The organism is Corynebacterium imitans (genome assembly GCF_000739455.1).
GTDB classification, from domain to species: Bacteria; Actinomycetota; Actinomycetes; order Mycobacteriales; family Mycobacteriaceae; genus Corynebacterium; species Corynebacterium imitans.
In genome coordinates this window covers 2,317,060-2,343,998 of record NZ_CP009211.1, presented here as the reverse complement: position 1 = coordinate 2,343,998, position 26,939 = coordinate 2,317,060, and the positions used below count along the sequence as shown (strand labels likewise).

The 26,939-nt window shown below is 62.7% G+C and carries 24 protein-coding genes; 11 read left to right on the top strand and 13 right to left on the bottom strand.

Going from position 1 to position 26,939, the window contains the following annotated elements; all coding sequences use genetic code 11:
- The first annotated feature begins 6 nt into the window (after nt 1–6).
- Nucleotides 7–1,479 carry a glycerol kinase GlpK gene (gene glpK, locus CIMIT_RS10915; protein WP_038592925.1) on the top strand — a complete coding sequence of 491 codons (1,473 nt, stop codon included), beginning with the start codon at nt 7–9 and terminating at the stop codon, nt 1,477–1,479.
- Between the two features lie 18 nt (nt 1,480–1,497).
- Here glpK and CIMIT_RS10910 read toward each other — a convergent pair whose 3' ends face one another.
- On the bottom strand, nt 1,498–3,453 hold the full coding sequence (locus CIMIT_RS10910; RefSeq protein ID WP_038592922.1) for an N-acetylmuramoyl-L-alanine amidase: 1,956 nt from the start codon (nt 3,451–3,453) through the stop codon (nt 1,498–1,500).
- Nucleotides 3,454–3,601: 148 nt separating this feature from the next.
- On the opposite strand from CIMIT_RS10910, the gene glf reads away from it, so the two are divergent.
- From glf to CIMIT_RS10895, 3 genes are all read left to right on the top strand, one after another.
- Nucleotides 3,602–4,795: a UDP-galactopyranose mutase gene (gene glf / locus CIMIT_RS10905; RefSeq protein WP_038592919.1), complete on the top strand. Its 1,194-nt coding sequence runs from the start codon at nt 3,602–3,604 to the stop codon at nt 4,793–4,795.
- Nucleotides 4,796–4,805: 10 nt separating this feature from the next.
- Entirely contained in the window at nt 4,806–5,705 is a 900-nt protein-coding gene (locus CIMIT_RS10900; RefSeq protein WP_231910298.1) for an EamA family transporter, read from the top strand.
- A 167-nt stretch (nt 5,706–5,872) separates the two neighbouring features.
- Entirely contained in the window at nt 5,873–7,585 is a 1,713-nt protein-coding gene (locus CIMIT_RS10895) for an RNA-binding domain-containing protein (protein ID WP_038592915.1), read from the top strand.
- 168 nt (nt 7,586–7,753) lie between these two features.
- On the opposite strand, the gene CIMIT_RS10890 is transcribed toward CIMIT_RS10895, so the two are convergent.
- Complete coding sequence (locus tag CIMIT_RS10890) at nt 7,754–8,110, bottom strand: CBS domain-containing protein (protein WP_038592912.1); 357 nt, start codon at nt 8,108–8,110, stop codon at nt 7,754–7,756.
- Nucleotides 8,111–8,419: 309 nt separating this feature from the next.
- Here CIMIT_RS10890 and CIMIT_RS10885 point away from each other — a divergent pair, with 309 nt between their 5' ends.
- Genes CIMIT_RS10885 through CIMIT_RS10870 form a run of 4 tightly spaced genes read left to right on the top strand, consistent with a single transcriptional unit; the run spans nt 8,420 to nt 12,119 of the window.
- On the top strand, nt 8,420–9,322 hold the full coding sequence (locus CIMIT_RS10885) for a siderophore-interacting protein (RefSeq protein WP_038592909.1): 903 nt from the start codon (nt 8,420–8,422) through the stop codon (nt 9,320–9,322).
- A 12-nt stretch (nt 9,323–9,334) separates the two neighbouring features.
- Complete coding sequence (locus CIMIT_RS10880; protein WP_038592903.1) at nt 9,335–10,357, top strand: FecCD family ABC transporter permease; 1,023 nt, start codon at nt 9,335–9,337, stop codon at nt 10,355–10,357.
- Nucleotides 10,357–11,352, top strand: a complete 996-nt coding sequence (locus tag CIMIT_RS10875) for a FecCD family ABC transporter permease (RefSeq protein ID WP_038592900.1) — start codon at nt 10,357–10,359, stop codon at nt 11,350–11,352. The genes CIMIT_RS10880 and CIMIT_RS10875 overlap by 1 nt, the downstream gene beginning before the upstream one ends.
- The gene (locus tag CIMIT_RS10870) at nt 11,349–12,119 is read left to right on the top strand and encodes an ABC transporter ATP-binding protein (protein WP_038592897.1); all 771 of its coding nucleotides are present in this window, start codon (nt 11,349–11,351) and stop codon (nt 12,117–12,119) included. The genes CIMIT_RS10875 and CIMIT_RS10870 overlap by 4 nt, the downstream gene beginning before the upstream one ends.
- Before the next feature lie 20 nt (nt 12,120–12,139).
- Here the strand turns inward: CIMIT_RS10870 and CIMIT_RS10865 are convergent, their stop codons facing one another.
- The 5 genes from CIMIT_RS10865 to CIMIT_RS10845 form a co-directional block, all read right to left on the bottom strand.
- Nucleotides 12,140–13,093 carry an ABC transporter substrate-binding protein gene (locus CIMIT_RS10865; protein WP_231910296.1) on the bottom strand — a complete coding sequence of 318 codons (954 nt, stop codon included), beginning with the start codon at nt 13,091–13,093 and terminating at the stop codon, nt 12,140–12,142.
- 265 nt (nt 13,094–13,358) lie between these two features.
- A complete protein-coding gene (locus tag CIMIT_RS10860) occupies nt 13,359–13,637 on the bottom strand; it encodes a hypothetical protein (RefSeq protein WP_038592894.1) in 279 nt (92 codons plus the stop codon).
- Nucleotides 13,638–13,685: 48 nt separating this feature from the next.
- A complete protein-coding gene (locus CIMIT_RS10855) occupies nt 13,686–14,936 on the bottom strand; it encodes a benzoate/H(+) symporter BenE family transporter (protein WP_038592889.1) in 1,251 nt (416 codons plus the stop codon).
- 28 nt (nt 14,937–14,964) lie between these two features.
- Nucleotides 14,965–16,182 (bottom strand): acetyl-CoA C-acetyltransferase, encoded by a 1,218-nt coding sequence (locus tag CIMIT_RS10850; RefSeq protein ID WP_038592886.1) that lies wholly within the window; start codon nt 16,180–16,182, stop codon nt 14,965–14,967.
- Between the two features lie 18 nt (nt 16,183–16,200).
- Complete coding sequence (locus CIMIT_RS10845; protein ID WP_231910295.1) at nt 16,201–16,968, bottom strand: IclR family transcriptional regulator domain-containing protein; 768 nt, start codon at nt 16,966–16,968, stop codon at nt 16,201–16,203.
- A 151-nt stretch (nt 16,969–17,119) separates the two neighbouring features.
- Here CIMIT_RS10845 and CIMIT_RS10840 point away from each other — a divergent pair, with 151 nt between their 5' ends.
- Both CIMIT_RS10840 and CIMIT_RS10835 read left to right on the top strand, forming a co-directional pair.
- A complete protein-coding gene (locus CIMIT_RS10840) occupies nt 17,120–17,863 on the top strand; it encodes a CoA transferase subunit A (protein WP_038592881.1) in 744 nt (247 codons plus the stop codon).
- Nucleotides 17,864–18,502 carry a 3-oxoacid CoA-transferase subunit B gene (locus CIMIT_RS10835; RefSeq protein WP_038592878.1) on the top strand — a complete coding sequence of 213 codons (639 nt, stop codon included), beginning with the start codon at nt 17,864–17,866 and terminating at the stop codon, nt 18,500–18,502.
- Nucleotides 18,503–18,759: 257 nt separating this feature from the next.
- Here the strand turns inward: CIMIT_RS10835 and catC are convergent, their stop codons facing one another.
- The 6 genes from catC to benA are packed head-to-tail and all read right to left on the bottom strand — an operon-like array spanning nt 18,760 to nt 25,663.
- The gene (catC, locus tag CIMIT_RS10830; RefSeq protein ID WP_038592875.1) at nt 18,760–19,050 is read right to left on the bottom strand and encodes a muconolactone Delta-isomerase; all 291 of its coding nucleotides are present in this window, start codon (nt 19,048–19,050) and stop codon (nt 18,760–18,762) included.
- Nucleotides 19,051–19,072: 22 nt separating this feature from the next.
- A complete protein-coding gene (locus CIMIT_RS10825) occupies nt 19,073–21,688 on the bottom strand; it encodes a LuxR C-terminal-related transcriptional regulator (RefSeq protein WP_038592862.1) in 2,616 nt (871 codons plus the stop codon).
- Nucleotides 21,689–21,715: 27 nt separating this feature from the next.
- The gene (locus CIMIT_RS10820; protein WP_095066792.1) at nt 21,716–22,549 is read right to left on the bottom strand and encodes a 1,6-dihydroxycyclohexa-2,4-diene-1-carboxylate dehydrogenase; all 834 of its coding nucleotides are present in this window, start codon (nt 22,547–22,549) and stop codon (nt 21,716–21,718) included.
- 36 nt (nt 22,550–22,585) lie between these two features.
- The gene (gene benC, locus CIMIT_RS10815; RefSeq protein ID WP_038592859.1) at nt 22,586–23,647 is read right to left on the bottom strand and encodes a benzoate 1,2-dioxygenase electron transfer component BenC; all 1,062 of its coding nucleotides are present in this window, start codon (nt 23,645–23,647) and stop codon (nt 22,586–22,588) included.
- 10 nt (nt 23,648–23,657) lie between these two features.
- Nucleotides 23,658–24,155: a benzoate 1,2-dioxygenase small subunit gene (gene benB, locus CIMIT_RS10810; RefSeq protein ID WP_038592856.1), complete on the bottom strand. Its 498-nt coding sequence runs from the start codon at nt 24,153–24,155 to the stop codon at nt 23,658–23,660.
- Nucleotides 24,156–24,187: 32 nt separating this feature from the next.
- Nucleotides 24,188–25,663: a benzoate 1,2-dioxygenase large subunit gene (gene benA / locus CIMIT_RS10805; RefSeq protein WP_038592853.1), complete on the bottom strand. Its 1,476-nt coding sequence runs from the start codon at nt 25,661–25,663 to the stop codon at nt 24,188–24,190.
- 381 nt (nt 25,664–26,044) lie between these two features.
- Here benA and catA point away from each other — a divergent pair, with 381 nt between their 5' ends.
- Nucleotides 26,045–26,905 carry a catechol 1,2-dioxygenase gene (catA, locus tag CIMIT_RS10800; protein ID WP_038592850.1) on the top strand — a complete coding sequence of 287 codons (861 nt, stop codon included), beginning with the start codon at nt 26,045–26,047 and terminating at the stop codon, nt 26,903–26,905.
- Nucleotides 26,906–26,939: the final 34 nt, after the last annotated feature.

The following is a 26,939-nucleotide window of genomic DNA, read 5'->3' as shown; positions in this document are numbered from 1 at the left end:
GGCGGCATGTCTCTCATCGCGGCCATTGACCAGGGCACAACTTCTACCCGCGTGGTGTTTACGGATACGCGCGGCAACGTCGTCGCCCAGGCACAGTTCGAGCACACCCAGCACCTGCCGCGCGAGGGGTGGGTGGAGCACGATGCGCTGGAGATCTGGCGCAACACCCGCCGCGCACTGAGCGAGGCGATGGCCGAGGCCGACATCGCGGAAGAAGACATCGCAGCCCTCGGCCTGACTAACCAGCGCGAGACGGCCGTGATTTGGGACAAGGCCACAGGCGTCCCGATCCACCGGGCGATCGTGTGGCAGGACACGCGCACCAACCCGAAACCAGACGCGGGCACGACACAGGACGTGTACTTGGCGCGCACGGGCCTTTTGTACAACTCATACCCGGCGGGGCCGAAGTGGGCGTGGATCCTGGACAACGTCGAAGGGGCGCGAGAGCGCGCCGAGGCGGGCGAGTTGCTCGCCGGGACGATTGATACCTGGCTGATCTGGAACCTCACCGGCGGTGCCCGCGAGCCAGAGAACGCGGTGCACGTCACCGACGTCACGAACGCCTCGCGCACCCTGCTCATGGATCTGGGCACCCTCGAGTGGGACCCGGAGCTGTGCCGCGAGATTGGCGTACCGCCGGAAATCCTGCCGGAGATCCGGCCCTCCGTCAGCCACTTTGGCACCGTGCGCCGCCGGGGCCCGCTCGCGGGCGTGCCGATTACCGGCGTGCTGGGCGACCAACAGGCCGCCCTGTTCGGGCAGGGATGCTTGGCGGAGAACCAGGCGAAAATGACCTACGGCACCGGCCTGTTCATGCTGCTCAACACGGGTGAAACGCCGCAGATCAGCGAGCGCGGGTTGCTCACCACCGTCGCCTACCAGATCGAGGGCCAGGCCCCCGTGTACGCGCAGGAGGGCTCGGTGGCCGTGGGCGGCTCGCTGATCCAGTGGCTGCGCGACCAGCTCGGCCTGCTGCGCACCGCGGCTGAGTCCGAGACGCTCGCGGCACAGGTGGAGACCTCAGGTGGGGTGGTGATCGTCCCGGCCTTTTCCGGCCTGTTCGCCCCGCGGTGGCGCCCGGACGCGCGCGGGGTGATCACCGGCCTGACCCGCTTCGTGGACCGCCGCCACATCGCCCGCGCCGCGCTCGAGGCCACCTGCCTGCAGGCCCGCGAGGTCGTGTGCGCGATGGGCGGCGAGCCGACCGCGCTGCGCGTCGACGGCGGGATGACCACCAACGACTTGCTCATGCAGTTGCAGGCCGACATCCTCGGCATCGACGTCGAGCGCCCCGCCAACACGGAAACCACCGTGATGGGGGCCGCTTCAGCAGCGGGCATCGGGGCCAAGCTTATCGACGCCCCGCTGTCCCTCGGCGAGACCACCACCTGGAAAAACACGTGGGCCGGCCCCGAAAGGGACCGGCTCGTGGCGCGGTGGGAGGACGCGGTGCGCCGCTCCTACGACCTGGCCTAATTGGTGCCTGATTGGTGCCTAGTTAGTCGTGATGTTGACCGCGTTGTGCACCGGGTTGTAGGTGATGGAACCGCCCTGGAAGGTGACGACCACGGTGCCGTCGCCAAGCGTGCGCTCGCGCGACGTCGGCATACCGAGCGGGCCGGCATCCATGCCCTGCTGCAGCCAGGCGTCCGCGATCTTGCCCGCCAGCGTGAAGATCTGGCCTTGGCGGTCCTGGATGCCCACGCCGCCCTTGTAGAAGGCGTAGGTGCGGCCGCCGACCTGTGGGCCGCCAACACCGGCGACGAGCGCGCCAAGCGTCGGCTCGAACTGGTACCAGACATTGGCCAGGTCCTGCTTGCCAAGCGTCTGCAGCGCCGGGCCGATGTACGGGGTGACCTGCTGCACCGTCAGGCCGGGCATGAGCTCCATACCTGCGACGGACTTCGCGCCGCCGGGCAGCATGCCGCGGGAGTTGGCGTAGAGGATGACCAGGCCGAGCAGGGTACCGGCCGCGGCCGCGATCGCGACGGCGTCACCGGACGCGAGCCCGGACAGGGAAAGCCCGCTGGTCTGCGTGCCCTCTGCCGGACGGACCACGGTCGTGGTGGTGCCGTCCTCGTTGACGACGGTCTCGGTCTGCGTATTGCTCTCGCTGGAGCCGAGCGCGGAGGAGAGGTCGCCGACGGTGGTGTCGGTGGCTTCTACGTCCGGGTTGTTCGGGTCAGTGCCGGTGTTGCCGCCGCCCAGGAGGGAGTCGACGATTCCGCTGGGGCCGCGGGAACCACCGAGGCTTTTGTACTTGTTGTTGGCCACGCGGCGGATGTCGCCCATCCGGTTGTAGAGGTTCTGGCCCGGGCAGGCGTTGTAGTGGAAGTCGCGGTGCGCGTTGATATTGGGGAACATTGCGCCCTGGCCAGCAGCGTAGCGGGAGCCGCGGAAGTTGAAGTCGGCGTAGTGGTAGTTCGAGCCCATCGGGTCGAAGCCAGCCACGGCCGCCTTCCAGCCGATGATCTCGCCCATCGCGTTGACGCTCGCGGTGGTGGGGGTGGCGGTTTCATAGTTACCCAGCATGGACACACCCCAGGTATTCGTGTTGAACCCGCCGACGTGGGCCCCCTGTACGGCGCGATCCAGGCCGCCTGCGCGGCCCTCGTAGATGTTGCCGTACTTATCCACCAGCGCGTTGTAGCCGATGTCGCCCCAACCCAGGTTCCGTGCGTGGTACGTCCAGATGCCGCGCACGATGCCGGGGGCCTGCGCCTCGGTGTAGTTGTTGGAACCCGCGGTGTGGTGGACCGTCGCCGCGGTGACCGGCTCGGTGTACGTGGGGTTGGATGAGGCCCCTGCGCCCCACTGCGCGCGGGAGACCACCTTGGGCATGCCGCGGGTGTACGAATCCGCAGCCGGGGCGATACCGCCAGAGGTGCCGGTGCCGCCATCCAAGAAGACGGCCTCGATGTCCTTAGCGGTGGTCGGCGCGTTGGAGTCGGTGCGCCCGCCGTCGAGCAGGTCGACGTTGCCAGTGGAGACCTGGATGCGCTTGGTGGGCTCGACGAAGATCGGCTCGGTGCCGAAGGTGTCGCTACCAGTGTTGTCGGCGTGGTCCATCTCGTACCACTCGGACCAGGAGCCGTCCGCCTTTTTCGCGCGCACGTAGGCGACCACGTCGCGGTCGCCCTTCCAGGTCAGGCCAAACATGGTGAACTCGCGATCGCGCGAGAACTCCTTAACCACGCGGCGGACTTCCTTCTCACCGCCCTGGGACTTGACGGCGGCGTCGTCGACGGTGGTGTCGTTACCGGACGCGAATGAGGCGGTATCCGTGTACACCTCTTTATCCGGGCCGCCGACGGATTGCACTCGCAGGATGTTGTCGCCGCTGAAAGCGGCCGTGGCGACCATCGCCACGGTCAGAAGTGCGGCCAGGATTGCGGTACGCCAGGGCGCGGTCCGGGTGGACGCCCTGTTCAAGCGTTTACGTTGGTGCACGGGAAGACTCCTGGATATTACTGGGGCAAATGTGAAGAAAGTTATCTGTTGTGCAGTGTAGAGGAAGTTCAAGTTTAAAGTAAGTCTTGAGACTTTCGGCGTGTCGTGGGGCGGGCTCAGACCGCGTACATGTGGAAAGATTGAGGCCATGACTTATGACCTCATCGTTGTCGGATCCGGATTCTTTGGGTTGACCGTGGCTGAGCAGGCCGCGAGTGAGCTGGGCAAACGTGTGCTGATCGTCGAAAAGCGCGACCACCTCGGCGGCAACGCCTACTCGGAAAAGGACCCGGACACCGGCATTGAGGTGCACAAGTACGGCGCGCACCTCTTCCACACCTCCAACAAGCGTGTGTGGGAGTACGTCAACCGGTTCACCGAGTTCACCGACTACCAGCACCGCGTATTCGCCATGCATGACGGCACCGCCTACCAGTTCCCCATGGGGCTCGGCCTGATCAACCAGTTCTTCGGCCGCTACTACTCGCCGGACGAGGCCCGTAAGCTCATCGAGGAGCAGCGCGAAGGCAAGGACCCTGCGGCGGCCACCAACCTGGAAGAGCGCGGCATCGCGCTGATTGGCAAGCCGCTCTACGAAGCCTTTGTCAAGCACTACACCGCCAAGCAGTGGCAGACCGACCCCACCGAGCTCCCGCCGGAGATCATCTCGCGCCTGCCAGTGCGCTACACCTTCAACAACCGCTACTTCAACGACACCTACGAGGGCCTGCCGGTCGACGGCTACGCCGCCTGGTTGGAGAAGATGGCGGAGCATGAGCTTATCGACGTCCGCCTGTCCACCGACTACTTCGCCGTCCGTGACGAGCTGCGCGCCGAATCACCAGACGCCCCCGTGGTCTACACCGGCCCAGTCGACCAGTACTTCAACTACGCCGAGGGCCACCTCGGCTGGCGCACCCTCGACTTCGAGCGCGAAGTGCTGGAGACCGGCGACTTCCAGGGCACCCCGGTGATGAACTACAACGACGCGGACGTGCCGTACACCCGCATCCACGAGTTCCGCCACTTCCACCCGGAGCGGCAGGATAGCTATCCTGCCGACAAAACGGTCATTGTGAAGGAGTACTCCCGCTTCGCCGAGGACGGCGACGAGGTCTACTACCCGATCAACACGCCCGAGGACCGCGAGAAGCTGAAGAAGTACCGCGAGCTCGCCGCTCAAGAATCCCGCGAGAACAAGGTGCTCTTCGGTGGTCGCCTGGGCACCTACCAGTACCTGGACATGCACATGGCTATCGGCGCGGCCCTTTCCCTGTTTGATAACCACCTGCGTCCGCACTTCGAGGACGGGGAGGCGCTGAACCAGGCGCGCGGGCACTAATCTTGCATGCGTGCCTATTGAGCAGAGACAGCATGCCGCTTCCCGACGGGGCGTAGACTCCTTCTTCGGGCTTTCTGCGGCCCCCGTTGTGCTGGTACTCATCGGCTCGATCGGTGCACAAACCGCGGCGGTGCTCGTGACCGACATGTTGCCGACCGTGGGCGCGCCGGGCGTCTCGGGCCTGCGCATGGCCGCTGCCGCCGTCATTATGGTGCTGCTGTTCCGGCCGCGGTTATCGGGTATGACGCGCGCCCGGGTGATCAATATCGTGGTTTACGGCGTCGCCATCGGGTTGATGAACGTGATGCTGTACCAGGCCATTGCCCGTCTTCCGCAGGGTGTGGCCGTGACCATCGACTTCTTCGGCCCCTGCGTCGTTTCTTTTCTTGGACTGAAGATGTGGCGCTCCCGTCTGTGGGCCATCGCCGCGTTCGTGGGCGTCGCCCTGATCGCGCAACCCTCCAACGACCTTGACCTCGTCGGCGTTGCTTTTGCCGCAGTTGGTGCGGCGTTCTTCGGCATCTACACCCTCTTCGCTGCCCGTATGGGTAATGCTGAGAGCGGTGGGATGCCGGATTTAGCGCTGTCGGTGGTCGTCGCAGCGTTCGTGCTCGCGCCCTTTGCTGTTTCCGCAGCACCGCATGTACACGGCTCGATGTGGGGCACCATTGTGCTCTCGGGCTTCATCGGCGCGGTGGTCCCTTTTGTTATGGACACGATCGCTGCCGGCATTGTTTCGGCGGCGGTTGTCGGCACGCTTTTTGCGCTGGACCCAGTCATCGGGGCGTTCCTGGGCTGGGCCTTCTCCGGTGACCAGATCACGTGGTCCATGGCAGCAGGCATTGCGTTGATTGCTGCGGCCGGCGCGATCATTACGTGGCGCGGGGCGAAAGAATCCCGCGTGGCGTGAGTTGCCAGAGTAATGCGGTGAGTAATACACAACTCTGAACAACTCAGAACAACTATGTTGAGCTGCAGAAACAGTGCATTTACTGGGTCGTTGTGAGGCGAAGTTGTTTCAGAGTTGTTTTGAGTTGTTTTAAACAACTCGTGTATTACTCCTGTTATGCTCATTGCATGGTCGATGCGGAGTTTGAGGTTGTAAGGGAAGCGCTTTCTGCGATTGAAGCTGGTGAGAACGCCAGCAGTAGGGAATCGCAGATATTGGACTTCAAGGAAGACCCCGCTGTGCATCCGATGAACAAGAATCCCGATGCGGGCTTAATAGAATTTCTCGTCGACGAAGTTATTTGCTTTTCCAACGCGGATGGCGGAGTCGCATACATCGTCCTTGGTGTTAACGACAAGAAGTCGGGGCCATCTGCGTTTACTGGAACTGACCGTGCTTGCGACTGGTTGGTGGAGAAAATCTACAGTAAGACCCAGCCACATATCCAAGTAGAAGCTTTTGAAATCCAGTGGTGCGATGCGCGTTTGATAATCTTGCGTGTTCCGCGAGGGATGGCGCTCTACCAACGATCCAAAGGTCAAGCGAGCAAGCGCGTAGGGAAAAGCTGTGTCCCACTCGGGGAAGACGAGCGTCGGAGTATCCATCTGGCACGCGCCAATCCAGATTTCAGTGCTATGGCGTCGAGGCGAGGGCCTGAAGAATTGGATCTGCAAGCCGTCGAGCGGGCGAGAGTTCTCCTAGCCAATCGGAAAAAAGCCTTGGGTGACAGCTCACCGGTTCCGCGGACGGGGCTCGAACTATGCAGTGAGTTAGGCCTGCTAAAGCCTGATGGAGGACTGACTTTCGCAGCGGAAATACTCTTCATGCAGCCGTTAAATAACCGGTCGGTAGTTCGTCACCTTCTTCGGGAGGTGCCCAGTGGTGATCCAAAGGTGACCGAGATCTCGGCACCGTTAATTACAGCTTCCGAACGCCTCCGCGCGCTCATCACGGACCATACATCTCAGGAAATCGCTCGAGTCCAGCTCCCGAATGGGCAGGAGTTCCCGATTCCTGCGTTCCCGACGATGGCGGTTGACGAAGTTGTTTCCAATGCGTTTGCTCACCGCGATTGGGGAGCTACCGCAGCAATAGTCGTAGACCAGTCTCCCACCAGCTTGACAGTGTGGTCTCCTGGCAGCCTTCCAGTGGGTGTTCGTAAAGAAAGAATTTTGACCACCCAATCTATTCCGCGGAACCCAGTGCTCATGGGGGCTTTAAGGCAGTTGAGTCTCGCTGAGGAATCGTCGCGCGGTTTCGACCGCATGTGGGTCTCTATGCTCTCAAGCGGCAGGCAAACCCCGAGTCTGAACACTGATGGGCCGTTTGTTGAGGTTACTTTGCCTTCTGGTGAGGTGGATCAAGATTTCATCAAGGCGCTATATCAGCTGCGTTCAACATTTGGGGATGCCATTTTCGATAGTGTGAATGGACTCTTGGTTACACGCCATTTGGCAAATAATCAGATCTTGATGACTTCTACTGCAGCTCGGCTTATGCAAGTCTCGGAGGCGCAGGCCCAGGAAACCTTAGGATGGTATGCAAGGCAGGGCTTCCTGGAGCAGCTGAGGGATGCTCCCGAATGGATATTGTCCGCGCAAGCCAGAGCCGCTTTTGACGGTGAAGCATCCTCTGTAGTCAGTGCGGTAACGACGGAGGACTGGATTATCGATCAGCTCCGTGAAGGGAATGCTCTGAATGCTCGTGAAGTTGCTGAAGAATTAGGTGTTGAGAGGCAATCGGTAAGTCGGCTCCTCCGGCACCTTAGAGATTTGGGTAAAGCAAAGATCGCTCACGATAGCCCTAAGCGGGGGCCAGGCGTCCGGTGGGTTTCTACTTAACCGGAGACGCCAGACCGTCAGCAAAACAACCCAGAACAACTCAAAACAACTATGTTGAGCTGCAGAAACAGTGCATTTACTGGATTGTTTTGAGGTGAAGTTGTTTGAGAGTTGTTTGGAGTTGTTTCAAACAACTCTCCAACAACTCTCAGGCTCCGGCCCGTTGCGCTACCCAGCGACCGGCACAAACGTCGAAACGAGGTAGCGGTTGATGTCGGAGCGATTGATGATGCCAACGACGAACGACGGCGTCATCGTTGCTAACGACGAGACCGGTCGGTCGAGAACAGCGGCCACGTCAGTACCGAACTCTGTCGAGTCGTTGTGTGCGAGCAGCGCGTACGGCGTGGTGAAGGCCGGCACGGAGTCGCCGATCACGTCGAGTACGTCCCCGTCTGAGACGAAACCGGCCAGCGTGCGGTCGTCGCTAAGCAACGGCACGCCAGAAATCCGCTTGTCCACGAACATGTGCAGCGCATGGCGGATCGTGTCGTTTGGCGACAGAGAGTAGACGTCTTCCCGCATCAGCTTGGCGACCAGCGTATCCGCGGCAGGGGAGGCGGCCTCCTGTGCGCTGGGCTCAGCAGTGGTTTTCGTGCTTGACTGTTGCAGCTATGTTCACAATTTGTGTGAACGTTGGGTCCTGCTGAGGCGGGGGCGCCCGCCAGCGCTTGAACATGCAGATGGCCATCGGTGCGGTCCTGTCCCTGTTTGATAACCACCTGCGCCCGCACTTCGGGGACGGCGAGGCACTGAACCAGGCGCATGGGTATTAAAGGGTCCGGTAGCCCGCCCTTCTTCCTTTAGGTAAGGCAATCCTATATAGTCTGCAGGGTGAGTTTTAGGCCTTTCCTTGCAACCGTCGCCCGTAGTGAACGTGTCGCGCCGAATTTCCAACGAGTGACGTTCACCGGAGTCGACGCAATGGGGCCTGCCGTACCCATCAGGGATTTGCGCATCAAGCTGCTGATCCCGCCCGCCAGTGGAGTTCTCACCCTTCCGGAGGAAGGGTGGTGGGACGCGTGGCGCGGTATGCCGGAGCACACGCGCGGGCACCTCCGTACCTACTCGATTCGAGAATTCCGGCGATGCGCCGGTGAACCGGATGAGCTGGATGTGGATTTTGTTCTGCACAGTGACAACCCCGGCCCCGCCTCGGCATGGGCGGAGGGCGCGCAACCTGGCCAGCAGCTCCTGATAATTGGGCCGACCCGCGACGATGACTCCGGTGTTGGCATCGAATTTAATCCGGGGTCTGCAGCAATGGCATGCCTCTATGGTGACGAAACCGCGCTTCCAGCAATAGCCCGCATCTTGGAGGATTGGCCCGGGGGCCTCGCCGGGTCTGCTGACATTGAGGTACCGGCCGGCAACCACTTGCCCATCGACGCCCCTGCGGAGGTCGACGTCCGCTGGCACTTCCGCGAACACCGCGACGTCGACCACGGGGATTTACTTCGTGCACAACTGCAAGACGATGTCGCATCCCGCTGTGCCTCAGTATCTTCGGGAGCTGGAAGACTAGAGCCAGTTGATGAGGCCCTCCTCGACATGGTCTGGGAGACACCCACGTACTCCAGCGGCGGTGAATCTATCGCCCCCGCTTCGGGTACTGCAGGGCATACCTACTACTGGATCGCAGGGAAGAGCACGACTGTGACGGCGATGCGGCGGCTCCTGGTGAAAGAGGCGAGTGTGCCTCGCCACCACGTGTCGTTTATGGGGTACTGGCGATAACGGGGTTACAACGTGGATAAACGTGTAGGGCTTGTCGCTTTCCTTGCGGCTTTCACCGTGTGCGCAGCATTAGTGTCGCTTCTGTTCGGGGCGCGCGAAATGGGGTTCGCGGCAACGGTGAGCGCGGTTCGCGACGGAATCACGCTGGCGTTCTCGAGAGGCGCCGAACAACTCGAGGCGGCCAGCGACGAAGCGAAGATCATCGCACAACTTCGAGTTCCGCGCACCCTGCTCGGCCTGTTGGTAGGGGCAGCGCTAGGTACAGCGGGGGCGCTGCTGCAGGGCCACACCCGAAACCCGCTCGCAGACACAAACCTGCTGGGCGTAGGGCCCGGTGCGGCGCTCGCAGTGGCGGCAGCTATTTCCTTTCACGGCTCCATGACGGTGTTGGGCACTGTTGGGGTGGGCTTCCTCGGCGCAATACTCGCGGTGGCGCTCGTGTTCGCGCTTAGTATGAGGAGCCTGGGATCTACCCCAATCATGGTCGTGCTCGGTGGTTCTGCGCTGGGCGCGGTCTGTAGTGCGCTTACCAGTGGCATCGTGCTGACGAATACGCAAAGCCTCAACGAGATGCGGTTTTGGACAGCGGGTGCTATCGCTGGGCGCGACATGCAGGTGGTTGCGGTGCTCGCCCCGGTGATTCTCCTCGGGCTTGTGGGGGCCTTTGCCACGGCCAATCGGGTGAACCTCTTGAACTTGGGAGACGACGTGGCAAGTGGACTTGGGGTGAGCGTCCCCATCGCGCGTGCCGTGGGCATCGTCCTGGTTGCATTGCTTACTGGCGCCGCGGTGGCTGGGGCGGGCCCAATCGGGTTCGTTGGCCTGGTTGTTCCGCACCTTGTGCGCGCCTTCACCGGGCCCGATTACCGCTGGGTGCTGCCTTGCTCCGCGCTGGCTGGGGCCTCGCTACTCTTGCTTGCCGACGTCATTGGCCGCGTCATCGCACGGCCCGGCGAATTGCAGGTGGGTATCACGCTCGCCTTTGTTGGCGCCCCGTTCGCCCTGTACCTCTTGCGTAAAGGGGCGAAACTGTGATGCGGGTTTTCGTGACGAATGGTGTCCTTGCGGTGTTGGCTCTCGCCGCGGCCCTTGGGGGTGTCATGGTCGGAGACTTCGAGCTTACGGTCCGGGATATTGTTTCTGCGCTCATGGGCCAAACCACGGAATTGGCTCGTACGGTGATTATTGAGTGGCGTCTGCCGCGGGTAGTGACAGCTTTGGGAGTAGGAGCTGCGCTGGGTTTTGCGGGGGCGATCTTCCAGACCATCACGAGGAATCCATTGGCGAGCCCAGACATTCTGGGCGTCACTTCGGGCGCCTCCGCTTTCGCGTTGACTGCGTTACTTGCTGGTGGAAGCTCCGGAATGCTGCTGCACCTTCTGGGGGTCCCGCTCAGTGCGTTCCTCGGTGGATTGGCAGCGTCTGCGGCAATCTGGTGGCTGAGCCGTGGCGCGGGTCTCGGGTCTTTCCAACTTGTCTTCGCCGGGATCATCATCAACGCGTTAGCGATGGCCTACAACTCGTTCCTGCTCGTTCGCGCCGACTATCGCGATGTCGGCAAAGCGCAGGCGTGGATCACCGGTTCGGTGGGGTCTTCGAACTGGCGCGATGCACTCGCCGTACTCATTGCGCTGGCAGTCGTCGTTCCGTTCTTGCGGTGGGCAGCCTTCAATCTTCAGGCACTCTCATTAGGCGAGGATACGGCTGCTGGCCTCGGGGTGCAGCCTCGGCATATGCAACTCATCCTCATGCTCATGGCTGTAGTGCTGGCATCGACGGCCGTCGCAGCATCTGGTCCGATAGCATTCGTGGCGTTTGTTGCGCCACAGATCGGACGCAAGATCACGCAAACAGCGACGCCGCCTTTAGGAACAGCAATGCTCGCTGGCGCGGCGATCGTGACCGGCGCTGACTTAGCGGTGCGCACCCTGGTGCCCGGGAACCTGCCGGTAGGTATAGCTACAACTGCGATTGGTGGCACAGCGCTGCTCTACACGCTGCTACGTGCAACACGAAAGGTGTCCGTATGATGCTTCAAGTTCGAAATCTCAAGGTGAGTTATGGCGCTACCGTCATCGTTGACGGCATTGATCTCGACGTGCCTCAAGGTGGGGTCACCACAATCATCGGTCCGAATGGTTGCGGCAAGTCAACGCTGTTGCGAGCTACAGCAGGGCTTATTGCATGCGACAGTGGCACGGTCACGCTGAACGGCGTGGACACGGCGAAACTGAAGCGCCGCGAGATTGCGCGCCAGCTGGCAGTACTGCCACAGACGCCTGTCGCCCCCGAGGGGCTCACGGTCCGTGACTTGGTCAGCCGTGGACGCCACCCGCATCAGTCCTGGCTACGGCAGGCTTCTGCGGAGGATGCGCGTGCTGTTGATGCAGTGATGGAGCTGACCAATATTGCAGAGTTTGCAGATCGTCCGCTCGAGCGGCTTTCTGGCGGACAGCGCCAGCGAGCCTGGATCGCGATGGTTTTAGCCCAGGACACTCCGCTCGTGTTTTTGGACGAGCCGACGACGTACCTCGACTTGTCCCACTCCGTCGAGGTCTTGTCGCTTGTACGTCGCCTCGCTGATCAGGAGGGGCGAACTGTGCTCATGGTGTTGCATGATTTGAACCTCGCCGCACGCTACTCGGATCAGCTCATCGTGATGCGTTGTGGCGAGGTTCGTGCGGTCGGTGCGCCTGCCGAGGTGGTCACGGAGTCTTTGCTGAGCCGCGTTTTCGATCTGCCTGCGGTTGTGGCGTCAGACCCAGTGAGCGGTGGCCCACTGGTCGTCCCCCGGTAGGCACCCTCCCCCTGAAATGCCTAGAGCTGTTGCTCGATTTGCTCGACTGCGTACGGGATAGAGAGGGGGTTTGGCATGCTCATTGCGTTGGCGGTGTCGGTGTCGAGCCAGTAGAGCCCGCCACGCTTGTTGACGTCAAGGTCCATGAAGTTCTCGTCGTTCTTCAGCGCATCGATCGCGCCGTAGTAGTCCAACACGAAGAGGTAGTCCACGTCGTTGAAATCTGCGTAGTTCTCGGGCGACCAGTCGAGGAAGAAGCTGGAGCCATCACCGTTGAACTTCTCCGGGATCTTGAAGCCCAGTTTTTCGATGAAGGAGCCGCGGCCGTCGCCAGCGGTGTACACGCCGAACTTCCCGTCGTAAGGCATGCCGATAACCGCTGTTTTCCCTTGCAGCTCTGGGTGTGCTTCGCGGAAGTCTTCGAATGCCTGCTCGGCGTCGTCGATAAGCTTTTGACCTTCGTCTTCCTTGTCTACGGCCTTGGAGATCTCCTTGACCTGTGCATCCCAAGGGACCTGCCAATCCTGGTACTCATCCGAGTGGAAGGTGGTTGGCGCGATCTGCTCGAGCAGTGCCTTCTTGTCGTCTTCGAGACCGCTGTTTACTGCAATGATTTGTGTCGGGTTGAGCGACGCCACCTTTTCCGCAGTGTCGGTGCTGAATTCGGTGGTGGTATCACGGATTGGGTTCGGGTTGACCGTGAGCTTGTTCTTGGCCCACGGTCCAAGTCCGGAGGGATCGCCCGAGCCCTCTTGCTCCCAGGTGGCGTAACCGACCGGTTGCTCGCCCAGGGCAAGGAGCGTATCGACGTCGCCAAGACCCAGTGCCACGATGCGTTCGTCTGACCCGTTGGCATCGGAAGCTTCGGGAGCGGCTGTTGGGCCGCTTGCTTCGCTCGAGCAGCTGGCAAGCATGAATGCCGCGGTGACAGTGGCGGCGATTGCTTTGAAGGGGCGAGAGGTAAAGAGTGCCAAGGTTGCACCTTCCGTAGGTAAATGAAGAATGTCCAGTTAGGCCTGCCTAACCTAAAGGATGCATTTTAAGGCATGCCTTACCTCACGGGCAATCCCTGTCTATGTACTCGGGGCGGGAGCGACAAATGTCGAGTCGCTATGCGCGGGCAGCGCGTACAGCGTCGTGAAAGCGGCCGTCCACAGGGAAAGCCGTACAACGTGTCTCGTTTTCTAGATCGGCGGCTTGAGAAGACCCTCGTGCTGCGCACTGGCAGCGATATGACTATTAGCGCTGGCTGTACGGGTTGTCGTCGGGGTTGCCGAACTCGCGCTGGTAGTGCGCGTCCCAGTCGAAGCCCGCCTCTTCGCTGTTTTCCAGGTGCAGGGGATCGGCAGGCGCTTCGTCGCCTTCCGATTGAGCCGTGCGAATCAGCAGCACCACCCCGACGAGCGCGGCACCGATCGCCGTGAACACGCCGATCGAGCCGGAGAGGAACACGACGGCAAGCCCGGCGACGACAATCGCCAGGATGCCAAGCAGAAGATCCATCTTGGAATTGTTCATGGCACCGAGTATCCCGCCGGATGACACATCCGGCAAGGGGAGCACAGTCTACTTCGATGCGCGATCATCCATGATAAACGCGATCGCGCACCCGATGATCAGGCCCCAGAAGGGAGAGGTGATGCTGAGGAACTTGAACTCGGAGACCGTGATCAGAAAGCACACCAGCGCACCGAAGGGATACTGGCCCGAAAAGCCTGCGAGGAAGGCATTCTTCAGCGAGTTCAACATCGCAATGCCCGCGAGTGCTGCGATGAAGGACGTCGGCATGGCCAGCATGAAGCCGACGAACGCTGGCGACGCCAACCCGACGGCGATCGCGCCGATGGCCGTGACCATCGCTGCGGCGTAGTGCCGCGAGCGATCGGGGCCTGAGATAATCAAGGCGTTAGTGGGGCCGGCCAGGCAGGTCGTTACGTTGCCGATAAAAGCCATCGGCAGTGATACCAGTCCGGCGGCTGCCGAGGCCAGGTTCACGCCCGGCCTATGCCCGGCCGCGGTGAGCACGGCGACACCCTGGCCGTTTTGCACCACCACGACTGTGATGGCCAGCGGCAGCACCAGCTCGACCATGGCTGCCCAGCTGAACTGCGGCATGATCAGCTCTGGCTGGGCGAAGATCCCGTTGTCGAGGATGCCCTCCGAGACCCGGCCGAGCAGGAATGCGAGCGCGGTGCCGAAGATGGCTGCCACAGCGACGGCTGGTGCAAAACGCGCGATCCGCTTCACCGCGGGATGGTTGATGGAGAGCAGGACAAACACCAGGATCATCGGCAGGACGATCGGCGGGTCGTCGATAGCCACCTCGATCAGCCCGAGCCCAAAGTGCAGGAAGATACCCGCCACCATCGCCTGCACGATGGTGGGCGGCAGCACCGCCATGAATCTTCCGATGAGGCCAGTCCAGCCGAGGAGGAAGACGAGCACTGCGGTGGCGATATACGCGCCGATCACTTCCGCGAACGCGAGGTGCGTGAGCGCGTCTCCGACAAGCACGGTGCCGGGGATCGTCCAGAAGAACGCGTACGGCGTTCTATAGAGCCAGGTGAGAAACAGCGTCAACAGGCCGTTGCCAAGGAAGGCTCCGAGAATCCAGGACGAGGTCTCGTCTGGTGAGAGGTTGCCGGCCGTCGCCGCCGCGAGGATGACGGCGATCGGACCCGAGGCGGAGAAGATGAGCGCGACCAGCCCGTTGCCTATTTCAAGCGGGCCGAGGTCGCGCCGTATGTCTCCGAGACTCGGGCGCTGGCGCGTTGGGTGCTCAATCGCGCCGAGCGCTGTTAAACGGGGCGCTGTCATAGGGTTACACCGTCCCTTGCTCGTCGGTTTACGCCTTCTCAATCACCGCGGCCAAGCCCTGGCCGCCGCCGATGCACATGGTCACCAGGGCGCGCTTGGCGTCGGTGCGCTGCATTTCGTGGGAGGCGGTGACCAGCATGCGGGCGCCGGTGGCACCGACGGGGTGGCCGAGCGAGATGCCGGAGCCGACCGGGTTGACGCGTGGGTCGTCCTCGGAAATGCCCCAGGCGTCCAGCACCGCCAAGGCCTGGGCGGCGAAGGCCTCGTTGAGCTCGATCAGGTCGATGTCGTCGAAGGAGATGCCGAGGCGGTCAAAGAGCTTCTCGGTCGCGGCGACCGGGCCGATACCCATGGTCTCCGGGGCCACGCCGGCGACGGCCCAGCCGCGCAGGACGGCAGCCGGGTTCAGGCCCAGCTCTTCGGCCTTCTCGCGGGTGGTCACGATCATGGCGGCGGCACCGTCGTTCTGGCCGGAGGCGTTGCCGGCGGTCACGGTGGCACCGTCCAGCTTCTTACCCATGACCGGGCGCAGCTTGGCCAGGGACTCGGTGGAGGTGTTCGGGCGGATGTGCTCGTCTTTGTCCACCACGATCGGGTCGCCCTTGCGCTGCGGGACGGAAACGGGGACGATCTCCTCGTCGAACTTGCCGGCCTCCTGGGCTGCGGCGGCGCGCTTGTGGGAGTTCACGGCGAGCTGGTCCTGGCGGTCGCGGGCAATGGAGTATTCATCGCGCAGGTTCTCGGCGGTCTCGATCATGCCGCCCGGGATCGGGTGGTGCTTGCCGCCGGCCTGCTCGCGGCCCTCCTGCAGGCGGTCCTTGAACTCGAGGTTGCCGCCCTTGGCACCCCAGCGGATCTTGCCGTCCACCGTGTACTCGGTGTTCGACATGGACTCGGCGCCGCCGGCAATGATCAGGTCGGCCGCGCCGGAGGCGATGTGGGCTGCGGCAGTGGCCACTGCCTGCAGGCCGGAGCCGCAACGGCGGTCCAGCTGCATGCCGGGGACGTCTACGCCCAGCTCCGCGTCAAGGGCGACCACGCGGCCCAGGGCAGGCGCGGCACCGTTGGGGGAGGCCTGGCCGAGGATGATGTCGTCGATAAGCGAGCCTTCGATGCCCGCCTCCTTGATCACCTCGGTGACGACGGTCGCGGCGAGCTCTTGGACAGGCACGCCGACAAACGCGCCGCCGTAGCGGCCGACTGCGGTGCGCTTCGGGTTGCAAATGACGATCTCTGGCTGGTTCATGAGTAGTCCTTTCAGGGATTAGACGTTGTTGTGCGTGGCCATGAGGTCACGGGTGATGGCCTCGGCGGTGTTGAGCAGCTGCGGCAAGAGGTTGTCCACAAGCTGTTCGTAGGGGTGCGCCGCCACGTGGGTGGAGACGTTGACCGCGGCGACCGTCTTGCCCGTGGAGTCGCGCACGGGCGCGGCGATCGAGCGCAGTCCCGCCTCGAGCTCCTGATCCACCACGCACCAGCCGGCATCCCGGATGTTACGCAGCGCGCTGCGGAGCGTGTCCGGGTCCGTGATGGTCGACGGGGTGATCGGCTCGAGGGGGTCGGCGAGGTACTCGTCAATTTGTGCATCGTCGAGCCCCGCCAGGAGGACGCGCCCCATGGAGGTCGCGTGCGCTGGGAAGCGGGTGCCGATGGTGATGTTCACGCTCATGATGCGGCTGGCCGCGGAGCGCGCGACGTAAACCACGTCAGATCCGTCGAGCACGGACAGCGAGCAGGACTCGTTGAGCGTGCGCGAGAGCGCCTCCAGGTGCGGCTGCGCGATGGTCGGCAGGCCGAGGCTGGAGAGGTAGGCGTAGCCCAGTTCCAGCATTTTCGGGGTGAGCCAGAACTCTGCGCCGTCGGTGGCGGCGTAGCCCTCGGCGATGAGCGTGTGCAGAAAGCGGCGCGTGGTCGCGCGGGCGAGCCCGGTCGCGTCGGCAACCTGTGCGAGGGTGCGACGGGGGTGCTCGGCGTCGAAGGCACGGATGACCGCAAGACCACGGACCAACGACTGCACGGTTTGTACTTGCATCGGGTCTCCTTTTCGCAGCTCAGGGGCGTTTTTTCGCGCCATGTCATGGGGCACATTGCGCACTGGAATGTGCGCTGCATCCCACTGTACTCCAAAAATGTTCGCGTTGAGAACCCTTGTGCAGTCTTCGAACGGGCGCTAGGGTGGAGTCATGCTGAACAAAGTTGTGACATCAATCGACGAGGCGGTGGCTGATATCGGCGACGGCGCCTCGATTGCCGTCGGCGGCTTCGGTCTCGTCGGCATCCCTGCCCGTCTGATCGACGCGCTGCGTAAGCAGGGCGCCGGTGAGTTGACCATCATCTCCAACAACCTGGGAACCGACGGCTTTGGCCTTGGCCTGCTGCTGAAGGACGGCAAGATAGCCCGCTCCATCGGCTCCTACCTGGGGACTAACAAGGAGTACGCGCGCCAGTACCTCGAGGGCGAGCTCACCGTGGAGTTCACCCCGCAGGGCACGCTTGCCGAGCGGATGCGTGCAGGCGGCGCCGGCGTGCCCGCCTTCTACACCAAGGCGGGCGTGGGCACCCCGCTGGCTAGCGGCGAGATCCCGGTGCGTTACAACCCGGACGGCTCGATCGCCGAGTACTCCAAGCCGAAGGAGATCCGCGAGTTCAACGGTGAGCAGTACGTGCTGGAAGAGGCGCTGACCCCGGACTTCTCGTTTGTGCACGCAAAGAAGGCGGACCGCTATGGCAACCTCGTCTTTAACAAGACGGCCCGCAACTTCAACCCCGACGTTGCCGCCTGTGGCAAGACCACCATCGTCCAGGCGGAGGAAGTCGTGGACACCATCGACCCGGCAGAGGTGGACCTGCCAGGTATTTACGTTGACCGCGTTGTTGAGGTCGGCCCGCAAGAAACAGGCATCGAGTTTAGGACGGTGAGCAAGTAAATGAGCTGGAACCGCGAAGAAATGGCGGCACGTGCAGCGAAGGAGCTGCGCGACGGCCAATACGTCAACCTGGGTATCGGTATGCCCACGCTGATCCCGGGCTTTCTGCCCGAGGGTATTGAGGTAGTGCTGCACTCCGAGAACGGCATCCTCGGCGTCGGTGCCTACCCACACGAGGACGAGGTGGACCCGGAGCTGATTAACGCCGGCAAGGAAACCATCACGGTGGCCAACGGCGGCTCCTTCTTCTCATCCTCCGATTCCTTCGGCATGATTCGCTCCCGCGCGATCGACGTCGCCGTCCTCGGCGCGATGGAGGTTTCCCAGTATGGCGACCTGGCCAACTGGATGATCCCGGGCAAGATGGTCAAGGGCATGGGCGGTGCGATGGACCTGGTCCACGGCGCCAAGGAAATCATCCTGCTCATGGAGCACACCACCAAGAAGGGTGCGTCCAAGGTGCTCGAGGAGTGCCGCCTGCCGCTGACCGGCGCGAAGTGTGTCGACCTGATCATTACCAACCTTGCGGTGTTCAAGGTGGATCCGATGAAGGGGCTCACCCTGATCGAGGTCGCGCCGGGCGAGACCGTCGAGTCGGTCCGCGAGGCAACCGAGGCTCCTTTCGAAGTCGCCGTGTAGTTTTTGCCCCGCATTTATCGACGCCCCGTCAACCACGTTTTCCGTGGTCGGCGGGGCGTTTTATTGTTTTCTCCGATAGTAGGCGCGGCACAATGCTTGACATCCACCAACTAATTCCCTATGGTTAACACAAAGTTAACAACAGGCGAATTGAAAGGAGAAGTGCAATGAAGTTCTGGAAGATCTTCCTGACCCACGAGACCAACACTGTTCTCCGTGCGATCGCAGCGGCCAGCCGTAGCGCCCACTAGCGCCAGCTAGTACGCCACGGCGTCCGTCACGTTCGGGTGGTCGGCCAGGGGGGTGACCTTAATCTTCATGTAGGGGTACATGGGGAACCCGGAGAGCACGGCGTGCAACTCATCGTTGTCACGGACGTCGTAAATCGAATAATTGGAGTACTCGCCAACTACCCGCCAGATACCTTTCATGGTGCCCTGGCGCTGGAGGTTGCCCGAGTACTCCTTTTCTTGTGCCTGGAAGTCGGCCACCTGCTCAGGGGTCAGGGACTCGGGGAAGGTGACGTCCATTCGTGCGAGAAACAGCATGTGTGTGTCCTTTCGGTATGTCTTATTTACGTTCGAGTGCGCTCGCAAGCTCGTTGCGGGAACGGATCCCAAGCTTCCGGTACACCCTGGTCAAATGGTATTCCACAGTCTTGGTGGAAAGGTAGAACTCGTTTGCCACCTCCTTATTTGAAGCGCCGGTTGCCACCGCCCGGGCGATCTCTTCCTCCTGCGGGGTCAGCCCGGCAAAGCCATTGACCCGCTCGCCGAGCCCGCCTGCGCGCCGCTCTCGGTCCGCCAGGGCGACGAGTTCGTGCGCGCCCATCGCTTGAAAGAGAGAAGAGGCCTGGGCGAGTGCGTCGTCGGCCTGCTTGCGTCGCCCGAGGCGTCGTAAAGCGCGCCCATAGGCGAACAGCAAGGTCGACTCGGCAGCGGGCAGTTGCCGGAACTGCAGGCGCTCGACCGCGTCCTGGAAGGTGCGCAGCCCAGCTGCGGTGTCGCCCCGCTGGATCAAGAGGTTGGCGCGTGGCACGGCCAGGCGCGCGTGGACGGAGTCGATGTGGCTTGTCGCAGCGCGCGCCTCGGCCGTCTCGAGCACCGTCTCTGCCTTCTCGTGCTCCCCGGTGGCCAAAAGCGCCCGGGCGTAGAGGTCCTCCCAGGGCCAGAAGCCAGGCTGGGAGATGTCCGTGCGTTCCTGAATTGTGGCGAGCTCGCGGCCGAAGCGCACTGCCGTGCGGTAATCGCTCTTCGCAAGTGCGCTGCGCAGCTGGGTGAGCAGCGCGGGAACCCGCTGAATGACGAACGCGTCCTCGTTGAGCGTGAGCCGGTTGGTATAGGAAGCGGCCAGGGAGTGTTCACCGCGTAGCTGGGCGCAGGCGGTGCCCGTCCACAGCAGCAGCGGGGAGAGGAACTCAAGCCCGTGCTGCTCCGCGCGGGAGAGTCCCCGCTCGACGACCTGCAGCGCGTTGCCCGGTTCGCCCAGCAAGTAAAGGGTGCGGGCGAGCCACGCGTCCATCCACACCACGATGCGGTGCGCGCCCTCCTGCCGGGTGGTGACCTGAAGGCGCTGCCGTGCCTCGGCGAGATTGTCGTGGACTGTGTTGAACCAGCCCAGGGTCATCTCGCGTCGAAACGCGAGCACCGGAGTCTCACGCGGATCCTCTTCGTAAGTAGGGATCGTGCCGCACAGCACGCCTTCGGCCATCGTGGAAAGGTAGCGGGTATCGGCGACGGTGAGGAAGTCCTCGCCAGCTTCGCGGCGGGTGATCTCCGCCCACCGGATGATCTCCTCCGGCTCCCACTCGTGCAGGTGGAACAGCGTGCGGCGCGCGGCTATCGACGCCCGCAGCGGGGCTGTCTCCTCTGCCTCGCCTGCCCCGTTCCAGGCGCGTTCCAGCAGCGTGTCGGCGGCGTTGCGCTGGCCCTCATGGATGGCCAAGAAGCCTCGGACCGAATCGACGTGCGGGTCGACATCCGTGGCCGGCAATGTGGACGCGTGCAGTTTGGCCTGCCGGATATCGGAGCCAGAAATGAGGGACTCGACGGCCGAGAGCGTGTGGCGTTCCTCCAAGTTCACGTTCTGGGCAATGGTAGCTGCGAGCAGCTGGAAACGGGCGGCGTCTAACCACTGCCCGGCCCTGCCGAGTGCGGCGGCACGCTCCAACAGCGCGCGGGTGACGTTCGGATCGCGCGCGGGCTGGCTCTGTGCCCAGTGGAAGGTAGACGCGTTCAGGTTACCGCGGTTGGTATAGAACGTGGCGGCTTTTGCGTGGAGCGCCCGCATAAACGGGATGTCGGCGCCGGCGCGCACGGCGGCGCGATCGGTGGTGTGGCGGAAGTAGACGAAGCGCTGTCCACCCAACAGGTGGATACCCAGTACTCCGGCGTTGAGCGCGGCGGAAAACGTCTCCTCCATCCCGGGCAGGATGGACTCTAAAAGGGTCAGCGGCTGGGGGCCATCGTCGTAGCTGACCAGCGCAGTGGCGAGAAGAAGCTCCCGCATCTTCCTCTGCTCCGCCTCCGGACAGCGGCGCAAGAGTGCAGCGTGCCAGTCGTCGGGAACGCGCAAAAGTGGGGCCTCGGTGCTCCAGTGGTCCGCCGGATATTGCCCCAGCAGCTGGCGAACATAGGCGGGATTGCCGCCCGTGATCACGCGCATCTGCGTGGCAGTTTGCGCCGTGATACTCGCGCCGACCGCTTGAGATACGAAGCGCTGCACCTCGCCGGTGTCCATTGGCGGGATCTCAAAGACGGCGTCGACTGCACTGCGCAGCTCGAGCGGGTCCGCGTCGGAATCGACGGTAAGCAGTAGCGCAGCGTTACCCGCAGACACCGAGCGGACCGCGCTGAGCAGGGCACGTATCGACGCCCGATCAGCCCACTGCGCGTGATCCACGCAAATCAGCGGCGCCGGGTCGTATCCCTCATCCGGGGCGGGGGCAAGTGGGTGGCCGAGTCGGCCTTCTACGATGCGTTGGATGTAGCCCTCGTTGTCCTGCTCCCACTCGAGCGCGCCAACCTGGACCCTCTTCCAGTCTGTCAACGGGGTGGTCAGCCGTGCCACCATGTCGGACTTGCCCGCCCCTGCTGGGCCAGAGACTAGGGCGGCGTAGCCGACGCCCTCGGGTAGGGAGAGCAGTGCATGCTGGATCTCCCGCTCGAGGTATGACTCAGTTAACATCCCATCCTGCATGTTGTGTAACTTACGCTAACCCTGGTCGCCGCCCGCAACGGGGAGGACGGAACCAGTGATGTAGCTGGCCTCCTTGGAGGCGAGGAACACGATCGGCGCGACCTGCTCGTCGAGCGTGCCGTAGCGGCCCATCACAGTGGAATCGATCGTCTGATCCACGATCTGCTGGTACCACTGCTTTTCCTGCTCGCCTTCTGGGCCCGGGCCACGTGGCACGCGGCGCTCCGGAGCGAGCGTGCCGCCCGGGGCAGTGGCCACGACGCGGACGTTCTTCTCCGCCGCCTCCAGCGCAAGCGCCGAGGTCAGCGCGTTCACCGCGCCCTTGGAGGCTGCGTACGGCACGCGATTGACCCCGCGCGTGGCCACGGAGGAGACATTGACGATCGTGCCGCCGCCGTTGGCAATCAGCTCCGGCAGCTCCGCGCGCACCGACCACAGGGTGGTAAACAGCGAGCGGTTGATCTCCTTGGTGATCTCCTCTTCCGAGTAGTGCTCGAAGGGCTTGGCCCAGATCGTGCCGCCGACGTTGTTGATGCACACGTCGAGAGAGCCGAGGGCCTCCCGTGCCTGCGCCACCGCGTCCTGCGCTCCGGCGAAGGTCTCCAGGTCCGCTGTGGCCGAGCCAACCGCGCCACAGGTGAGCTCGCAGAGCGACTCGGCTACTTCATGGACAATCTCGGAGCGGTCCACTAGGAACACTGAGCCGTTTTCGCGCGCGATTCGCTCTGCCACCGCGCGGCCGATGCCCTGGGCGGCACCGGTAATCAGTACGCTCTGGTGGCGGAAGCGATTCGGGGTGAACAGGCCGGTGGCCTGGTCGTCCACATCGGCGGCGGGAACTGCGCCCACTTCACTTTGCGTCTCGTGGTGTCCTGCCACTTGTACTTACACCTCCTGCGACTCTTTGGGCGCGGATGGCACGGTCGGGTTGAACTTCTCGAAGTAGAAGTTGCGCGGCGGCGTGGCTTGTGCGTCCAGGTAGGTGCGCACGGCTTCCACCATCGGCGGCGGGCCGCACAGGTAGACGTCGGCCTCGCCATCGTGCAGGTGCTCGGAAGCATCCATGTGGTCAGTGACGTAGCCCTTGCGCTCGTGCTCCGCCTCCGGGTCGGCCAGCACGGTGGTGTAGTCGAAGTCCGGCAGCGTGTCCTTGAAGCCGTCGAGACGCTCCAGCTCCACCAACTCGTCGGCAAAGGTTGCACCGTAGATCAGACGCACCGGCACGTCGAGCTTCTCGTCGCGGGAGAGCTTCTCCAGGATCGCCATGATGGGGGCAAGTCCGGTACCGCCCGCGAGCAGCAGGATCGGGTCGAGCGGCTCGCGCAGGAAGAAGGAACCGACCGGCCCTTCCAGCTTGAGGCGATCGCCCACCTTGGCCTGCTCATCCAGGTAGGTGGACATGAGCCCGCTCGGGGTGTGCTTGATCAAAAACGTCGCTACGTCGTCGGAGACATCCGAGGAGAAGGAATAGGAGCGGTGGTCCTCGCTGCCCGGGACGGTGATGTTGACGTACTGGCCGGCCAGGAAGTTGAGCGCCTCGTTATTGTCCACCTTCACGCCGAGGCGGTAGATGGAGCTGCCCAGGCGGGTGAGATCCACGATCTCGCCTTCGAAGGTCTGCGTGCCGGTCTTAGCCATCTCGGAGGTCGAGGCGATGTGGACGACCATGTCGGTTAGCGGCTTGGTCTGGCAGGCGAGGATGTAGCCGTCGGCAGCTTCATCGGCGCTCAGGGCGTCGTCGACGTAGTCGCCTTCTTCGAAGTCGCCGGCGTCGCAAAACGCCTTGCAAGTACCGCAGGCACCGTCGCGGCAGTCGAAGGGGATGTTGATCTTGGCCTGGTAGGCGGCATCCGCGATCGTCTCGTCTTCGGCGCAATCGATGAAGCGGGTGACACCGTCTTCGAAGGCGAGCGCAACCTTGTACTGGGTGATTTCTGGTGCAGTCATGGTGGGCTCCTTAGACCTGGTAGATGTCCACGACGTGGTGGATGTAGTCGTTCTTCAGCACGATCTTCTTCTTCGCAATGCGCAGTTTCTCCCCGCTGGTATCCAGGGTGAGGAAGGTCGTGCCGAAGTAGTGGTCGGTGTGGTTGTAGCGGAAGTAGTAGGAGATCCAGTTGAAGCGGATATCCACCTCGCCGTCGCGGCGCTCGAGGATCTCCACGTTGGTGATGTTGTGGTTGGTGCGCGGCTCCGGGATCGAGGTTGCGGAGGAGCGCTCTGTGCGGATACGGAAAACGCGGTCTTCCAAGCCCGCGCGGGTGGGGTAGTAGATCAGTGAGATCTCCTGCTGCGGGTCCTGGGTGAGCGTGTCGTCAACGTCCCAGGCGGGCATCCAGTACTCGGCGTCTTCGCGGTAGCACTCGAGCCACTCCTCGAACTGGCGGTCGTCCAGAAGGCGCGCCTCGTAGTAGAGGAAGTCTTCAATCTCGGTGCGGGAAATGGTCTGTGACATGGGGGTTCTCCTTGAAAAGTTGAGGGGGCTGGCTACCTACGACGACGGCGACGTGCTGGGCGCTCGGAGGCGGCTGCGGCCTTGGCTGCGGCGCGCTGCTTCGCCTTTTCGACGGTCGCCGCTGAGGAGTCCCGGTCATTGACTACTTCCTTAGCCTCGCCGGACTCTTCGCGCTCGATCGCACTCAGCATGACTTCTTCCCAGTAGCCGTGCTGGATGGGGTAGAGACCCTCGTCCTCGGTGCGGGCACCGGAGGAGAGCACCGTGTTCATGCCGAGCTCCTTGGCCTTCTCGTTCTGGCCCTCGACCTGCTGCTTCTGCCCGCGTGTCATGTCGTTCCAGGGGAAAGAGGACGCCTGGTAGGTCTTCTGGCAGGAGCGGAACTCCTCCAAATCGTCCGGGGTGGCCATACCGGTGGCGTTGAAGAAGTCTTCGTACTGGCGGATGCGCTTTGCGCGCGCCTCAGCCGATTCGCCCTTGGGGGCGATGCAGTAGATGGTCACCTCGGTCTTGTCCACGCCCTTCGGCTCCAGGCGGCGGATCTGCGTGGAGAACTGGTCCATGATGTAGACATTCGGGTACAGGCACAGGTTGCGCGAAGCGCCCACCATGAACTCGCCGCGGGCCTCGCCGTGGAGCTCCTTGAGCGCGTCCAGGCGGTCAAAGAGCGGGCGGTCCTCCGGGTTGGCCCAGGTCGACCAGAGTGCAAGGTGGCCGTTGGGGAAGGAGAAGTAGCCGCCGCCCTGCTCACCCCACTTGCCTGCGTCCATCGCCTTGGTGTCGTTCTTGGAATCACCGGTGGTGCGGCGCGAGGTGGTTGCTGCGTAGTTCCAGTGGGTGGAGGAGACGTGGTAGCCGTCGGCACCGTTTTCTGCCTGCAGCTTCCAGTTGCCGTCGAAGGTGTAGGTGGAAGCGCCCTTGAGCACCTCGAGGCCCTCCGGCGACTGGTCGATGAGCATGTCCAAGAAGACCTTGGCGTCGCCCAGGTGCTCCTCGAGCGGGACGACGTCGGCGCTCAGCGAGCCGAAGAGGAAACCGCGGTAGGACTCGAACTTGGGTACAACGCGCAGGTTGTGGGAGCCGTCGGTGTTGAAGTTATCCGGGTAGCCGCCGTCCTTTTCGTCCTTGACCTTGATCAAGGTGCCGTCGTTGGAGAAGGTCCAGCCGTGGAAGGGGCAGGTGATGGTTAGGCGGTTATCCACCTTCTTGCGGCAGAGCATCGCGCCGCGGTGGGAGCAAGCGTTGATCAGGCAGTTGAGCTCGCCGTCCTTGGAACGGGTGATCACCACCGGCTGGCGGCCAATGTTGGTGGTGAAGTAGTCGCCTGGGTTGGGGATCTGGGATTCGTGGGCGAGGAAGAGCCAGTTGCCCTCGAAGATGTACTTCATTTCCAGCTCAAAGATCTCCTCATCGGTGAAGATCTCGCGGTTGACGCGGACGATGCCCTCCTCCGGGCGGTCGTCGAGTGCGCGGGAAAGGATGTCTCGTGCGGATGTCGCGGCCGTCATCGGGTGGCCCCTTTCAAACTCTGTCGTGAACGTGACCTGACTCACTGCGAGTCGGTTGGCAGCAATGATGCCCCGGGGTGCCGGGGGCTTGCATTAGGGAAATTTCTAGGGTTGGCCCAGGGCTGTTGGGAAAATGGTCAATGTGCTGCACGAATGGCCGATATGGCTGTTGCGGAATGGGTCTACCCCTTACTCCTAGGGGAGCACCTAGCTCTTACCTAGGGGCGCATGATGTTTGTGCTGGTAGGCACATTAAGGGGTGTTTTGCGGTGCCTGCATTTGCAAAAACTCCTTGTGTTTGCCGGTGTGATGCAACACACTTGACTTCACCGAGTGGTGCCAATCACTCAATCAGGATTCACGCCCTACCAAGGAGGAGCCATGACCGAGGCAAACCTGCAGCACGAAGACCCGACCGCGAAGGGTTCGGGTAACGCGGCGACTGCTGCGTTCCAGAACCACATCTACAAGTCGGATACGTCCAAGGAGCGCGCGAACGAGATCTACACGGATCTGCTCAAGGCGATTGCTGATGTCGCGCACAAGCACCAGGTGACCTATGACGAGTACCGCGTGCTCAAGGACTGGATGATCAAGGTCGGCGAGTACGGCGAATGGCCGCTGTGGCTCGACGTGTTCGTTGAGCACGAGATCGAGGAGATCAACTACAACCGCCACGACTACACCGGCACCAAGGGCTCGATTGAGGGCCCGTACTACGTGCCGGATGCGCCGGAGCTGCCGTGGAAGACGACCATGCCGATGCGTGAGTCGGACAAGCAGTCTGAGCAGCTGATCTTCAAGGGCCAGGTCACCGACATTGACGGCAATGGTCTTGGTGGTGCGACCGTTGAGTTGTGGCACGCGGATGAGGAGGGCTACTACTCCCAGTACGCGCCGGGGATTCCGGAGTGGAACCTGCGCGGCACGATCGTGACCAACGAGAACGGCGAGTACGAGATCACCACGGTCAAGCCTGCGCCGTACATGATTCCGCACGATGGCCCGACCGGTTGGTTCATCGCGTCTTACGGTGGTCACCCGTGGCGTCCGGCGCACCTGCACCTGCGTGTCAAGCAGCCTGGTTTCCGTGAGATCACCACGCAGCTGTACTTCCGTGGTGGCGACTACGTGGACAACGACGTGGCAACCGCTGTGAAGCCGGAGCTGATCTTGGATCCGACCCCGGGCGAGTCCGGTCTGGACGAGGTCACCTACAACTTCGCACTGGACAAGAGCTAGTCACAAGCTAGTTTCGTCGCTTCCTTACCTGGAT

Bases quoted from the DNA above. Each gene is read 5' to 3' on its own strand.
- CIMIT_RS10875 (WP_038592900.1), top strand. From the start codon at position 10,357: ATGCGGGTTTTCGTGACGAATGGTGTCCTTGCGGTGTTGGCTCTCGCC.
- CIMIT_RS10895 (WP_038592915.1), top strand. From the start codon at position 5,873: ATGGTCGATGCGGAGTTTGAGGTTGTAAGGGAAGCGCTTTCTGCGATT.
- CIMIT_RS10855 (WP_038592889.1), bottom strand. From the start codon at position 14,936: ATGACAGCGCCCCGTTTAACAGCGCTCGGCGCGATTGAGCACCCAACG.
- benB (WP_038592856.1), bottom strand. From the start codon at position 24,155: ATGTCACAGACCATTTCCCGCACCGAGATTGAAGACTTCCTCTACTAC.
- benC (WP_038592859.1), bottom strand. From the start codon at position 23,647: ATGACTGCACCAGAAATCACCCAGTACAAGGTTGCGCTCGCCTTCGAA.
- CIMIT_RS10890 (WP_038592912.1), bottom strand. From the start codon at position 8,110: ATGCGGGAAGACGTCTACTCTCTGTCGCCAAACGACACGATCCGCCAT.
- glpK (WP_038592925.1), top strand. From the start codon at position 7: ATGTCTCTCATCGCGGCCATTGACCAGGGCACAACTTCTACCCGCGTG.
- CIMIT_RS10850 (WP_038592886.1), bottom strand. From the start codon at position 16,182: ATGAACCAGCCAGAGATCGTCATTTGCAACCCGAAGCGCACCGCAGTC.
- CIMIT_RS10825 (WP_038592862.1), bottom strand. From the start codon at position 21,688: ATGTTAACTGAGTCATACCTCGAGCGGGAGATCCAGCATGCACTGCTC.
- CIMIT_RS10835 (WP_038592878.1), top strand. From the start codon at position 17,864: ATGAGCTGGAACCGCGAAGAAATGGCGGCACGTGCAGCGAAGGAGCTG.
- CIMIT_RS10840 (WP_038592881.1), top strand. From the start codon at position 17,120: ATGCTGAACAAAGTTGTGACATCAATCGACGAGGCGGTGGCTGATATC.
- CIMIT_RS10870 (WP_038592897.1), top strand. From the start codon at position 11,349: ATGATGCTTCAAGTTCGAAATCTCAAGGTGAGTTATGGCGCTACCGTC.
- CIMIT_RS10860 (WP_038592894.1), bottom strand. From the start codon at position 13,637: ATGAACAATTCCAAGATGGATCTTCTGCTTGGCATCCTGGCGATTGTC.
- catA (WP_038592850.1), top strand. From the start codon at position 26,045: ATGACCGAGGCAAACCTGCAGCACGAAGACCCGACCGCGAAGGGTTCG.
- glf (WP_038592919.1), top strand. From the start codon at position 3,602: ATGACTTATGACCTCATCGTTGTCGGATCCGGATTCTTTGGGTTGACC.
- catC (WP_038592875.1), bottom strand. From the start codon at position 19,050: ATGCTGTTTCTCGCACGAATGGACGTCACCTTCCCCGAGTCCCTGACC.
- benA (WP_038592853.1), bottom strand. From the start codon at position 25,663: ATGACGGCCGCGACATCCGCACGAGACATCCTTTCCCGCGCACTCGAC.
- CIMIT_RS10845 (WP_231910295.1), bottom strand. From the start codon at position 16,968: ATGCAAGTACAAACCGTGCAGTCGTTGGTCCGTGGTCTTGCGGTCATC.